The sequence below is a fragment of the Thiobacillus sp. genome (assembly GCF_030696885.1).
Lineage (GTDB): Bacteria > Pseudomonadota > Gammaproteobacteria > Burkholderiales > Thiobacillaceae > Thiobacillus.
Window position 1 is genome coordinate 1 of sequence record NZ_JAUYRI010000005.1, and the last position, 13,200, is coordinate 13,200.

Sequence of the window (13,200 nt, forward strand, 5' to 3'; positions counted from 1 at the left end):
TGAGCGAGATCGCGGCGGCGAGCCAGGAACAGAGTTCCGGTATCGAGCAGGTCAACCAGGCGGTGGTGCAGATGGACGACGCCACCCAGCAGAACGCTGCGTTGGTGGAAGAGGCTGCGGCCGCGGCCGAGAGCCTGCAGAACCAGGCGGCCAGGCTGGCCGAGGCGGTGAGCGTATTCAAGCTGGGGGCGGGTGCCTACCAAACGCGTCCCGAAGTGTCGACCCCGCGGCGCGAGCCTGCCGCCTTGCCGAAAGCCCGCACCGGCACGTCGCCGGCCCGAGCGATCGCGCGCCCCGTCAAGAGCAAGAGCGCCGGCAACGAGGACTGGGAGGAATTCTGAGCGGCGTTGGCCGTGCCCTGTGCCCTGTATGGGGCTGTTGAAATCGTAAAACTAAGGACACACACATGCGCACCAACATGCCCGTGACCCAGGTTGAATACGTCCTCAAGGACGGTGAGGCACTGACCTCGAAGACGGACATTCACGGCAATATCACGTTCGTCAACCAGGACTTCGTCAACATCAGCGGTTTTTCCGAAGCCGAGTTGCTGGGGGCGCCGCAGAACATCGTGCGCCATCCCGACATGCCGGCAGAAGCATTCGCCGACTTCTGGCGTACGCTGAAGGCCGGCAAGACCTGGACCGGACTGGTGAAGAACCGATGCAAGAACGGCGACCACTACTGGGTCGAGGCCAGCGCGTCGCCCGTTATCGAAAACGGGCAGATCGTCGGCTACATCTCGGTGCGCGACAAACCCAGCCGCGAACAGGTGCAGGCGGCCGATGCCGCCTACCGTGCCATCAAGTCCGGCGATCGATCGCTGATGATCCGCGAGGGCAAGGCGGTACGCCGCTCCTTGCTGCCGCGGCTCTCCGACCTCGCCTCGCTGAAGTCGCTGCTGACGGCGGCGGTGGTGGCAATGGCGATCCTGTTCGCGGGGGTCGGCGCACTGGCCTCGACATCGACTGCCGGCGGCTGGCTGATGGGGATCGGCGTGTTTGGCGTCGTCATGGCCGGCGTGTTCGGCTACGCGGTGCATCGGCTGGTGATGCTGCCACTGGCGCGCACCCGGCAGGAAATCGAGCGCATGGGCACGGGCGACCTGACCGCCACGATTGAAACCGCTGGCCTGGCGGATGTCGTGGCGCCGCTGGAATCGTTGCGCGTCCTACAGGTCAACCTGAAGTGGCTACTCGGGCATATTCGCGAGGTATCCGAACACGTGACGTCGGGTGCGATCGAGATTGCTGCCGGCAACCTCGATCTGTCGAGCCGCACCGAATCGCAGGCATCGAGCCTGGAGCAAACCGCCAGCTCGATGGAAGAGCTGACCAGCACTGTCAAGCAGAATGCCGACAGCGCCCACCAGGCGAGCAAGCTGGTGATGTCCACCGCCGACATCGCGGCCGACGGCGGCGAGGTGGTGGGTCAGGTGGTCGACACCATGGCGTCGATCAAGGACAGCTCGAGGAAGATTGCCGACATCATCGGCGTCATCGACGGCATTGCGTTCCAGACGAACATCCTGGCGCTGAACGCTGCGGTGGAAGCCGCGCGTGCGGGCGAACAGGGCCGCGGCTTTGCGGTCGTCGCGTCCGAAGTGCGCAATCTGGCGCAGCGTTCGGCCGGTGCCGCGAAGGAGATCAAGTCGCTGATCGAGGATTCGGTCGGCAAGGTCGACACCGGCGGCAAGCTGGTGGGTGGCGCGGGCGAATCGATGGACGACGTCGTGACCTCGATCCAGCTGGTCAGCAGCATCATGAACGAGATCGCCACCGCCAGCCTCGAGCAGAGCGCCGGCATCGAGCAGGTCAACCAGGCCATCGCCCAGATGGACGACATCACCCAGCAGAATGCGGCGCTGGTGGAACAGGCCGCCGCGGCGTCCGAGAGTCTGCAGCTGCAGGCCGAGAAGTTGGAAGAGTTGATGAAGGCCTTCCGCTTGGTGCGTGTGGGAAAAACGACGGCGAAGCCCCGTCCGATCGGGGCCTCAAAGGCCCTGTCCGGAGGCAAGTCGGCGCTTGCGCTGGCGTCGGCCAGCCGCGCTCGCAACGCGATGCATTAAACAGTATCAATCAACCATTAAATAATTAAGGTTACTGGGCTGGCAGCCGTAATACAGGTGTCGGCCTGCCCATAGCCAAAAGAGGGTTATTGCAGGCTTACCGGATGCAGGCGCGCACGCCTGTCCTGGAGAGGAATAAGCCATGCATACCCTGCCGCGGATCACCCCCTTGATGATGCTGTCCACAAGGACAGCTCACGCCGGCCAGCCCCTCAGGCAGGTCGCATGGCCGGCAGCCCACCCGCCGCGCGCGCGGCACGCCTACGACATCCCCGATTTCAAATCTGGCTCGATGTGCCTGAACGCTGTGCGTGCGGCACAGGCGGCGCTGCGTTGTGTCCGGACGAAACGCGGAGGGGCGCTGCCAACCGCGCTGAATTCGCGTCATTTTTTTCATGAGGTACAGCTTATTCGAATCGTCCTTGACGCATTCGGCAGGACGGCTGTGCTCGGAGAGTAAGGCGTGTGGTGGGGAGGAACGGTTTCTCCGCAAACGCACGGTAGCAGCACAGGCCTGTGAACAGGTCTTCATATAAAACCAAGGAGGGAACAAGCGCATGAGAAACAATATGCCGGTCACGCATGTCGAGTACGTCCTCAAGGACCACGAAACCGTGGTGTCGAAGACTGACCTGCAAGGCAAGATCACCTATGTCAACCAGGACTTCGTCAACATCAGCGGCTTTCCCGAGGACGAACTGCTGGGATCGCCGCAGAACATCGTGCGCCATCCCGACATGCCGGCAGAAGCATTCGCCGACTTCTGGCGTACGCTGAAGGCCGGCAAGGCCTGGACCGGTCTGGTGAAGAACCGCTGCAAGAACGGCGACCACTACTGGGTCGAGGCCAACGCCGCGCCCATTATCGAAAATGGCCAGATCGTCGGCTACACCTCGGTGCGCACCAAACCTGCGCGCGATCTGGTGCAGGCCGCGGAAGCGGCCTACCGTGCCATCAAGGCCGGCGACAGGGCGTTGAAGATCGAGGAAGGCCGCGCGATTCGGCCGAATTTTCTGGAGCGGTGCTGCCTCAGTCTCATGAAAGACCTGTCCCTGAAGTCGATTCTGACGGTGGCGGCGGTGTCGATGATGATCCTGTTCGGGCTGATGGGCGTGCTGGCCTGGCTGGCGACCACCGAGGCCAACCAGGCGCTGACCGGCTGGTTGATGGCACTTGCCGGGCTGGGCATGCCATTGGCGGTGGGGTTCGCGGTGATGTGTCACCGCATTGTCGTGGCACCGCTGGAGCGTGCCCGTGGTGACATCGAACGCATGAGCTCGGGTGACCTGACCGGGCGGATCGTGGCCGGCGGCGTCGCCGAAGTGTCGCGTCTGATGCAGTCGCTGCGGATTCTGCAGATCAACATCAAGCTGCTGGTCGGGCAGATCAAGCAGAGCACCGGCCTGGTGGGCACGGCCGCCAGCGAAATCGCCGCCGGCAACATGGACCTGTCGAGCCGCACCGAATCGCAGGCGTCGAGCCTGGAAGAAACCGCCAGCTCGATGGAAGAGCTGACCAGTACTGTCAAGCAGAACGCCGAGAATGCGCGCCAGGCCAACCAGTTGGTCGTCGCCACCGCAGACATTGCAGCACGTGGGGGCGATGTGGTGGGTCAGGTAGTCGACACCATGGCGTCGATCAAGGACAGCTCGCGCAAGATTGCCGACATCATCGGCGTCATCGACGGCATTGCGTTCCAGACCAATATCCTGGCGCTGAACGCTGCGGTGGAAGCCGCGCGTGCGGGCGAACAGGGCCGCGGCTTTGCGGTCGTCGCGTCCGAAGTGCGCAACCTGGCGCAGCGTTCGGCCGGTGCCGCGAAGGAGATCAAGGGACTGATCGAGGATTCGGTCGGCAAGGTCGAGGCCGGTGGCAAGCTGGTCGATGTGGCCGGCGAAGCCATGCACGAGATCGTCAGTTCGGTGAAGCGCGTCACCGACATCATGAGCGAGATTGCGGCGGCGAGCCAGGAACAGAGCGCCGGTATCGAGCAGGTCAACCAGGCCATCACCCAGATGGACGACATGACCCAGCAGAACGCTGCGCTGGTGGAAGAGGCTGCGGCGTCGTCGGAAAGCATGCAGACGCAGGCGGAGAAGCTGACGGAGCTGGTGGCAGCCTTTACGCTGGTGCAGGGGGGTCAGACGGCGTCGCACCGTCGCACGGCGGTGGTGCACCATCGGGAGGAGGGCAGACACGCTTCGCCCACCCGTTCGGCGGGGCAAAAGCGGCTGACGGCAAGCTGATCTGCCGGGCCGGGATGTCCGGCCCGCCCCACTGGATGGACCAGTCAAGAATGCGGCAATGCGGCCGATAACACAGGTATCGCGGGCGCGCATGAACTGTGCGCAGGAATCGAATGCCCTGTATTGAGCACACTTAGAATGTCGGCATGAAACCCGCCCCAAACAAGCAGCCGGATCCCGGCAAGATTTTCGAGTTCACGCCGCGTGACTTTGCGCGCGTGCGCGCCCTGATCTACCGGCAGGCCGGCATCTCGCTGTCTGACGGCAAACACGAAATGGTCTACAGCAGGCTGGCACGCCGCCTGCGGGCGCGCGGCATGAATTCCTTTGCGGAATACCTCGACAGCCTGGAAAACGGCACGGACGACAGCGAGGAGTGGGTGGCCTTCACCAATGCGCTGACCACCAACCTGACGGCTTTTTTCCGCGAGGCGCACCATTTTCCGGTACTGGCCGAGCATATCCGCGGGCGTGCGACGCCGTTGTCGATCTGGTGTTCGGCCAGCTCGACCGGCGAAGAACCGTATTCGATTGCGATGACGGTGTGCGAGGTGTTCGGCACGCTGACGCCGCCGGTCACCATTGTCGCCACCGACATCGATACCAATGTGCTGCAGACGGCGGCCAACGGCGTCTATCCGATGGAGCGCGTCGAGAAAATGGAACGCGAGCGGCTGAAGCAGTTCTTCCAGCGCGGCAAGGGCGCACAGTCCGGCATGGTGCGGGTGCGGCCCGAACTGCGGCAGCTGGTCACGTTCCAGCCGCTGAATCTGCTGGCGCCCAGCTGGGCGCTGAACGGACCATTCGACGCCATTTTCTGCCGCAACGTGATGATTTATTTCGACAAGCCCACGCAGAGCCGGATCCTGACCCGCTTCGTGCCGCTGATGAAGCCAGAGGGCCTGCTGTTTGCCGGCCATTCGGAAAATTTCATGTACGCCTCCGACGCCTTCAAGCTGCGCGGCAAGACGGTCTATGTGCTGAGCCCGGGGCAGGGTGGATCGAGGGTGTCTGCATGAATCCCGCCATCGAAGAGCAGCTTGCAACCAACCTGTACTACGACCGCAACTTCGAGTGCGACACCGCCAAGATCCTGCCTGGCGAGTACTACTTCACCGGCAAGCCGATGCTGATCGTGACGGTGCTGGGATCGTGCGTGGCCGCCTGCGTGCGCGATCGCGTGTCCGGCATCGGCGGCATGAACCATTTCATGCTACCGGACGGCGGCGGCGACACCAACAACCCCGCGTCCGCCTCGATGCGCTATGGCGCCTACGCGATGGAAGTGCTGATCAACCAGTTGCTGAAGGCGGGCGCACGCCGCGAAAACCTCGAGGCCAAGGTGTTCGGTGGCGGCAATGTGCTGCGCGGCTTCACCACCATGAACGTGGGCGAGCGCAACGCCCAGTTCGTGCGCGATTACCTGCACACCGAAAACATCCGAATCGTGGCCGAGGACCTGAACGACGTGCACCCTCGCAAGGTGTACTTCTTTCCGGCCACCGGGCGGGTGCTGGTCAAGAAGCTCAAGCAGCTCAACAACTACACGCTGGTCAGGCGCGAGCAGGATTACGCCAGCCGGCTCAACATCAACACGGTCGACGGCGACGTCGACCTGTTTTCATAGCGGAAAGAACGCAGCATGACTATCAAGGTTCTGATCGTGGACGATTCGGCGCTGATCCGCAGCGTGATGAAGGAAATCATCAACAGCCAGCCCGACATGGAAGTGGTCGGCGTGGCGCCCGACCCGCTGGTGGCACGCGATCTCATCAAGCAGACCAATCCGGACGTGCTGACGCTGGATGTGGAAATGCCCAAGATGGACGGGCTCGAATTCCTCGAAAAACTGATGCGGCTGCGTCCGATGCCGGTGCTGATGGTGTCGACGCTGACCGAGCGCGGCTCTGACATCACCATGCGCGCACTGGAACTGGGTGCGGTCGACTTCGTGACCAAGCCCAAGGTGTCGATCCAGAGCGGCATGCTCGAATACACGGACCTGATCGCCGAGAAAATCCGCATCACGGCGCGAGCGCAGGTCAAGCCGCGCGCGGCGCCCGGCACCGCCGCCGCCGGTCAGCCGCTGGCGTCGCTGCGCAACCCGATGACCAGCAGCGAAAAATTGATCATCGTCGGTGCCTCCACCGGCGGCACCGAGGCGATCAAGGAATTCCTGATTCATCTGCCGTCGGACTGCCCCGGCATCCTGATCACCCAGCACATGCCCGAGGGCTTCACCCGTTCGTTTGCCAATCGGCTCGACAAGCTGTGCCGGATTTCCGTGCGCGAAGCCGAGGGCGACGAGCGCGTGCTGCCCGGACACGCCTACCTGGCGCCGGGCCATTCCCATCTGCTGCTGGTCCGCAGCGGCGCCAACTATATGACGAAGCTCGACCAGGGGCCGCCGGTCAACCGCCACCGGCCCTCGGTCGACGTGCTGTTCAACTCGGCCGCGCAGGCGGCAGGCAAGAACGCGGTCGGCGTCATCCTCACCGGCATGGGCAAGGACGGCGCGGCCGGCATGCTGGCGATGAAACACGCCGGTGCCTACAACCTGGCGCAGGATGAAGCGACGTGCGTGGTGTTCGGCATGCCGAAGGAAGCCATCGCCGTCGGCGCCGTCGACGAGGTTGGGCCGATCCATGAATTGTCGGCACGGGTGATGGCCTACTTCGCCGCACACGGCAACCGCGCCATGCGGGTATGAAAACCGGTTAAAAATATTGGATTTTTCTAAAGACCTTAAGTAAATTGTGGTTTTACCGTTATTTTCCTGACGGATATAACAACAAAACCGCATGACACATCCCGATTTCAGACTGATACACCTGCTCGACGGGGATCTGGTGCAGGCTGACTGCTTGAGCCAGGCCCTGCAGAAGGGCGGCTACCGCGTGCGCGTGTTCACCGAGCCGGCAGCATTCTGTGCGGCGTGCAAGACTGCGGCTGCGGAACGCCCTGCTGCCGTGGTGATGGAAGTGAGCTTCGGCGAAGGCGATACAGCCACCGGGCTGCTGGCGGAAATCGAGGTGGATCTGGCGCGTTGTCCTCCTGTGATCCTCATTTCGGCACGTAACGACCTGCCTGCACGGCTGGCTGCCTTTCGAGCCGGAGCCGCCCGTTACCTTGTGAAGCCGGTGGAGCCTGTGCGGCTGATTGAGTTGCTGGATGCGCTTACCGGTCGTCAACCGCCGCAGCCTTACCGCGTGATGGTGGTCGACGACGACCCGCAAGCGCTCGATACCCATGCGGCAATGCTGCGCGCGGCCGGCATGACGGTACACACGCTTTCGCAGCCACTGCGGATCCTGGACGCCCTGAACGACTGCGCCCCCGATGTGGCCCTGATCGAGGCGGATATGGCCGAGGCCAGGGGTCCCGAGCTGGCTGCGGTGCTGCGCGAATGCGACGAATACCTGCATCTGCCCATCCTGTTTCTCACTGCCGAAACCAGCATATCCCGGCAATTGCAGGCCCTGCATATGGGCGGCGATGATCTATTGGTCAAACCCGTGCTGCCCGAGCATCTGGTGGCGGCCATCGCCGCGCGCGCGGGACGGGCACGGCAGAGCACGGCGATTCGGCGGCGGCTGCAGACCGCCCTGTATGAACGCGAGTGCGAACATCTGGCGCTGGACCACCATGCCATCGTCAGCATTGCCGACGCGGCGGGCAACATCACCTACGCCAACGACAAGTTCTGCGAAATCAGCGGTTATCAGCGTGGCGATCTGCTGGGCCAGAACCATCGCATCGTCAAATCGGGGGAGCATTCCCCGGCGTTCTATCAAAGCTTGTGGCACACCATTTCCCGCGGCATCGTGTGGCAGGGCGAGCTGTGCAACCGGCGCAAGGATGGCAGCCGCTATTGGGTGGAATCCACCATCGCCCCGTTTGTCGATGGCGAAGGAAAACCCTACCAGTACGTGTCGATGCGTACGGATATCACCCATGTGAAGGCAGCCGAGGAGACGTTGCGCCGGCAGGGCGACATGCAGCGTTTGATCGCAGAGGCGGGGGCCGATCTGCTGGCCGCGTCCGCGGCGGAGATGGATGCCGCCATCGATCGCACCCTGCAACGCAGCGGCGAGCACCTGAGTGCCGACCGCGCCTATCTGTTCCTGTTCTCGGAATGCGGCACGCGCATGAGCAACACCCACGAGTGGTGTGCCGCGGGCATCGTCCACCAGTGCGACAAGGTGCGCGAGATGCCGCTGGAGGCGACGCCCTGGTGGTGGGCGCAGGTCGCTGCCGGCGGCATGGTCATCGTGTCAGATGTGGACGACTTGCCGCCCGAGGCCGCGGCGGAAAAAGCGCTGCTGCAGGACCAGCAGATCCAGTCGCTGTTCGCCTTTCCCCTGCAAAAGAAGGGCCGGCCATTTGGCTTCATCGGATTTGATGCCGTGCGCAGTCGGCGCAACTGGTCGCTCGATGAGATCAGGCCATTCAAGCTCATGGCGGATATCATCAGCAGCGCCCTGGCACGCAAGCGCGCCGAGCAGGCGGCAGAATCCCACAAGGAAAGGCTCCGTCGCGGCCAGCTCTTCGCCAATATTGGCACCTGGGAATGGGCCATCCAGACCGGCGAGTTGTTCTGGACCGAACGCATCGCGCCGCTGTTCGGCCACCCCGCGGGGGACCTGGATACGTCCTACGATAATTTCCTCGCTGTGATCCACCCCGACGACCGCCAGGCGGTGATCGACGCCGTCGATGCCTGCATCGAGCGTGACGTACCCTACGAGATCGAGCATCGCGTGGTGTGGCCCGATGGCAGCGTGCGCTGGTTGCTGGAGCGGGGTGCGGTGGTGCGCGATGCCACCGGAAAGCCCTTGCAGATGCTGGGCGTGGTGCAGGATATCGATGACCGCAAACGCGCAGAACTGGCGCTGGCCGAACGCGAGCGCCAGCTGCGTGAGGCGCAGGCACTGGCGCGCATCGGCAACTGGACTGCCGATTTGACTACCGGCGAGCTCACCTGGTCGGACGAGATCTACCGCATTTTCGGCCATGAGCCGGGCAGCTTTGCCCCCAACGTCGAGGCTTTTCGCGCAGCGGTTCATCCGGATGACCGGACGCTGGTCGAGACAAGCGAAGCCGAGGCCGAGCGCGACGGCCGCCATGATGTGGTGCATCGCATTGTGCGCCCCGACGGCACCGTGCGTCATGTCCATGAGCTGGCCCAGGCCCAGGTCGATGCGACAGGAAAACTGGTCTGCCTGAGCGGAACCGTGCAGGACATCACCGAGCAGGTGGAAGTCGAGCACGCACTGATCGTTGCCCGCGACGACGCGGATCGAGCCAACCTGACCAAGTCCGAATTTCTTTCCAGCATGAGCCACGAGTTGCGCACACCGATGAATGCCATCCTCGGATTCAGCCAGCTGATGGAATATGACGCCACGCTGCCCGATGCGCATCAGGACAATGTGCGGGAGATTCTGAAGGCGGGCCATCACCTGCTCGAATTGATCAATGAAGTGCTGGATCTGTCCAAGGTCGAATCCGGCCAGATCGATCTCTCGCTGGAGCCGGTGGTGGTGTGCCCGGTCGTTGAGGACTGTCTGAATCTGGTCGCCCCGCTGGCCGACCGGCGTGCTATCCGGCTGAGCCACAAGGGGCTCAAGGGCGTGGCCGTACGGGCCGATCGGACGCGCCTCAAGCAGGCTCTGCTGAACCTGCTGTCCAATGCCATCAAATACAATGCCGATGCCGGCAGTGTGCGGGTCGAGGTGCAACTGGAGGGGGCCGACCGGCTGCGTATCCGGGTCACGGATAGCGGTCCGGGCATTCCTGCCGCACGTCAGGCAGAGCTGTTCCAGCCCTTTAACCGGCTTGATGCCGGGCACAGCGAGATCGAGGGTACCGGCATCGGCCTCACCATCACGCAACGCATTGTGGAAATGATGGGTGGCGCGGTGGGCGTCGAGAGTGAAGTGGGGGTGGGCAGCACCTTCTGGATCGAACTGCCGCTCGAATCCATGGCCGATGTTGTGGAGGTCCCCGATCCGTCAGGCCATGCGCGCGTGCCGGTCTGGCGTGCCGAAGCGACGCAGCATGTGGTGCTCTACATCGAGGACAATCCGTCCAACATAAAATTGATCGCGCAAATTCTGGGGCACCGCCCGCACATCAAATTGCTGACCGCCCATACGCCGGAGCTTGGCATCGAACTGGCGCAGTCGCGTCACCCCGAGCTGGTCCTGCTCGACATCAACATGCCGGGCATGAACGGCTACCAGGTACTGGAGGTTTTCAGGGCCGATCCGCAGCTGCAGGCGATTCCGGTCATTGCCGTGACCGCCAACGCCATGCCCCGCGATATCGAGCGCGGCCGCGAGGCGGGATTCAGTGCCTACCTGACCAAGCCCATCGACGTTGCCGGCTTCTTTAGGCTGCTGGATCGTTTCCTGTTGCCGAGCCGCGAGGGACAGGAAGCATGAACATGGAATCCCTGAACGCAGCGTGCATCCTGATCGTCGATGACGAGCCGGCCAATCTCAAACTGCTGGACAAAATACTGCGCAGCCAGGGCTATCAACGCCTGGTGCTGGTGGATGACGCACGGATGGTCATCGACCTCTATCGGGCGACGCAGCCCGCGCTGGTCCTGCTCGATATCAACATGCCGAATCTGGATGGATACCAAGTGATGGCGCAGCTGAAGGCGTTGAACGATCCTCTGCCGCCGCCCATCGTCGTCCTGACCGCCCAGCACGACAAGGAAGCTTTGCTGCGCGCGCTGGCCGCCGGTGCGCGCGATTTCATCGGTAAACCTTTCGACCGCAACGAACTGCTGATGCGCGTGCGCAACCTGCTTGAGGCGCATATGGCGCACAGTCTTCTGCACGATCAGAAGGCCGTGCTGGAAGATATGGTGCGGACCCGCACCGAGGCGTTGCGGCGGACCCGCCTGCAGATCGTGCAGCGGCTCGGCATGGCGGCGGAATACCGCGACGAGGAAACTGGCAACCACATCCTGCGCATGAGCCACACCTGCGCGCTGCTGGCTCGCGCCATCGGCTGGAGCGAGGCCGACTGCGATCTGATCCTGAACGCGAGCCCGATGCACGACATCGGCAAGATCGGTATTCCGGACGCCATCATGCTCAAGCCGGGCAGGCTTGATCCGCTGGAGTTCGAGATCATGAAGACCCATGCCGCCATGGGAAAGAAACTGCTTGATGGTGACGATTCGGACCTGATGAGCATGGCGCGCGAAATCGCGTTCACCCATCATGAAAAGTGGGATGGCAGCGGCTATCCCAGTGGGCTCAAACAGGAGGCGATCCCGTTGGTTGGCCGCATCGCGGCGCTGGCCGATGTATTCGATGCACTGACCTCCATACGCCCCTACAAACAGGCCTGGACAGTGGATGCCGCCGTGGGCTACATCCGGGAAAACAGCGGCAGACATTTCGACCCTGCACTGGCCGAGATTTTTTTGCAGGAATTGCCAGGCATCATGCGGATCCGGGAGCGCTTTGCAGAGCCCGGTTCAACTGCAGCGCCTGATGCCCTTCACATACCGTCGAATCCTGACGAAACATCGGGTTGAGACCGCGTAGCAGAAGGCGTCGGATGTGTAGATATGGCTCTATTCCACCATGTGCCGGTGCTTAAGTTTGGCGTTCAACTGCCGTTTACCTCCTTAACCGAATGAACCGCCCCAATGGAGTCCTGCATGGCCGATCCGAACACGAAATTCCTGGTTGTTGACGATTTTTCAACGATGCGCCGCATCGTGCGAAATCTGCTCAAGGAGCTGGGGTATGCCAACGTTGAAGAGGCCGAGGACGGTGTGGATGGACTGGCCAAGTTGCGTGCCGGCAGTTTCGATTTCGTCGTGTCCGACTGGAACATGCCGAACATGGATGGCCTCACCATGCTGCAGAACATCCGCGCCGACGCGGCGCTGTCCAAGCTGCCGGTGCTGATGGTCACGGCCGAGGCGAAGAAGGAAAACATCATTGCCGCGGCCCAAGCCGGTGCCAACGGCTATGTGGTCAAACCTTTCACGGCCGCCACGCTCGACGAGAAGCTCAGCAAGATTTTCGAAAAAATTGAAAAATCAGGGGCCTGACGTGGAATCGCATCTCGCCGGCCCCAGTGCGTCCGTTCCCGCCAACGTCGCTGCAGACAGCTGCGACCAGGAGGCCATGCTGGCGCGGGTGGGGCACATTACCCGCACGCTGCATGACAGCCTGCGCGAGCTCGGCCTCGACAAGGTGCTGGAAAAGGCCACCACCGATATTCCCGATTTTCGCGAGCGCCTCAACTATGTGGCGCGGATGACCGAACAGGCGGCACAGCGTGTGCTCAACGCCACTGACACCGCGATTCCCCTGCAGGAACGGATCGATGCCGGCGCGGACGAAATTCTCACCGGCTGGCAGTCGGCGCTGAAAGCCCCGTTTTCGGAAGCCAACTACCGCGACATGGCCACGTTGACCATGCAGTGCCTGGCCGACATGCGCAACGACACCAGCGCCACCAAGCAGCAATTGCTGGACATCATGATGGCGCAGGATTTTCAGGATCTGACCGGACAGGTGATTCGCAAGGTGACTGATCTTGCGCACGGTCTCGAACAGCAGCTGGTACAGCTTCTGATCGATTATGCGCCGACCGAGCTGCGCCGTGAATCGAACAATAGCTTGCTCAATGGACCGCAAATCAATCCAGACAACCGGAACGATGTCGTCGCCGACCAGAGCCAGGTCGACGATTTGCTCGACAGCCTGGGGTTCTGAGCCACCCCAGGGCGCCTCAGGGCGCATCTCCCGTCCGGCCCGCTTGCGCGGGCCGCTTTTTTTCGCCCGGTACAGGGCGGCATCCGCATCGCACGGGCGGCAGCAGCGCATTCGGCGCAGAGGATCACGA

General features: G+C 62.8%; 10 protein-coding genes and 1 pseudogene. All 11 read left to right on the forward strand.

What is annotated here, in order from left to right; all coding sequences use genetic code 11:
- Positions 1 to 341 (forward strand): annotated as a pseudogene (locus Q8R61_RS01035) (hypothetical protein); the annotation flags it as partial.
- Positions 342 to 406: 65 nt separating this feature from the next.
- On the forward strand, positions 407 to 2,068 hold the full coding sequence (locus Q8R61_RS01040; RefSeq protein ID WP_305533454.1) for a PAS domain-containing methyl-accepting chemotaxis protein: 1,662 nt from the start codon (positions 407 to 409) through the stop codon (positions 2,066 to 2,068).
- Positions 2,069 to 2,210: 142 nt separating this feature from the next.
- Positions 2,211 to 2,528, forward strand: coding sequence for a hypothetical protein (locus Q8R61_RS01045; protein ID WP_305533455.1), 318 nt, complete (start codon positions 2,211 to 2,213; stop codon positions 2,526 to 2,528).
- A 97-nt stretch (positions 2,529 to 2,625) separates the two neighbouring features.
- Positions 2,626 to 4,314 carry a PAS domain-containing methyl-accepting chemotaxis protein gene (locus tag Q8R61_RS01050; protein WP_305533456.1) on the forward strand — a complete coding sequence of 563 codons (1,689 nt, stop codon included), beginning with the start codon at positions 2,626 to 2,628 and terminating at the stop codon, positions 4,312 to 4,314.
- Between the two features lie 146 nt (positions 4,315 to 4,460).
- Positions 4,461 to 5,333, forward strand: coding sequence for a CheR family methyltransferase (locus Q8R61_RS01055; protein ID WP_305533457.1), 873 nt, complete (start codon positions 4,461 to 4,463; stop codon positions 5,331 to 5,333).
- Complete coding sequence (gene cheD / locus Q8R61_RS01060; RefSeq protein WP_305533458.1) at positions 5,330 to 5,941, forward strand: chemoreceptor glutamine deamidase CheD; 612 nt, start codon at positions 5,330 to 5,332, stop codon at positions 5,939 to 5,941. The genes Q8R61_RS01055 and cheD overlap by 4 nt, the downstream gene beginning before the upstream one ends.
- Before the next feature lie 15 nt (positions 5,942 to 5,956).
- The gene (locus tag Q8R61_RS01065) at positions 5,957 to 7,024 is read left to right on the forward strand and encodes a chemotaxis response regulator protein-glutamate methylesterase (RefSeq protein ID WP_305533459.1); all 1,068 of its coding nucleotides are present in this window, start codon (positions 5,957 to 5,959) and stop codon (positions 7,022 to 7,024) included.
- 91 nt (positions 7,025 to 7,115) lie between these two features.
- The gene (locus Q8R61_RS01070; RefSeq protein ID WP_305533460.1) at positions 7,116 to 10,760 is read left to right on the forward strand and encodes a PAS domain-containing protein; all 3,645 of its coding nucleotides are present in this window, start codon (positions 7,116 to 7,118) and stop codon (positions 10,758 to 10,760) included.
- A gap of 2 nt (positions 10,761 to 10,762) precedes the next feature.
- Positions 10,763 to 11,875 (forward strand): HD-GYP domain-containing protein, encoded by a 1,113-nt coding sequence (locus tag Q8R61_RS01075; RefSeq protein ID WP_305533884.1) that lies wholly within the window; start codon positions 10,763 to 10,765, stop codon positions 11,873 to 11,875.
- A gap of 126 nt (positions 11,876 to 12,001) precedes the next feature.
- A complete protein-coding gene (gene cheY / locus Q8R61_RS01080; RefSeq protein ID WP_305533461.1) occupies positions 12,002 to 12,400 on the forward strand; it encodes a chemotaxis response regulator CheY in 399 nt (132 codons plus the stop codon).
- 1 nt (position 12,401) lies between these two features.
- A complete protein-coding gene (gene cheZ, locus Q8R61_RS01085) occupies positions 12,402 to 13,070 on the forward strand; it encodes a protein phosphatase CheZ (protein ID WP_305533462.1) in 669 nt (222 codons plus the stop codon).
- Positions 13,071 to 13,200: the final 130 nt, after the last annotated feature.

Coding starts and splice junctions, on each gene's coding strand:
- Q8R61_RS01040 (WP_305533454.1), top strand. CDS start 407: ATGCGCACCAACATGCCCGTGACCCAGGTTGAATACGTCCTCAAGGAC.
- Q8R61_RS01045 (WP_305533455.1), top strand. CDS start 2,211: ATGCATACCCTGCCGCGGATCACCCCCTTGATGATGCTGTCCACAAGG.
- Q8R61_RS01050 (WP_305533456.1), top strand. CDS start 2,626: ATGAGAAACAATATGCCGGTCACGCATGTCGAGTACGTCCTCAAGGAC.
- Q8R61_RS01055 (WP_305533457.1), top strand. CDS start 4,461: ATGAAACCCGCCCCAAACAAGCAGCCGGATCCCGGCAAGATTTTCGAG.
- cheD (WP_305533458.1), top strand. CDS start 5,330: ATGAATCCCGCCATCGAAGAGCAGCTTGCAACCAACCTGTACTACGAC.
- Q8R61_RS01065 (WP_305533459.1), top strand. CDS start 5,957: ATGACTATCAAGGTTCTGATCGTGGACGATTCGGCGCTGATCCGCAGC.
- Q8R61_RS01070 (WP_305533460.1), top strand. CDS start 7,116: ATGACACATCCCGATTTCAGACTGATACACCTGCTCGACGGGGATCTG.
- Q8R61_RS01075 (WP_305533884.1), top strand. CDS start 10,763: ATGGAATCCCTGAACGCAGCGTGCATCCTGATCGTCGATGACGAGCCG.
- cheY (WP_305533461.1), top strand. CDS start 12,002: ATGGCCGATCCGAACACGAAATTCCTGGTTGTTGACGATTTTTCAACG.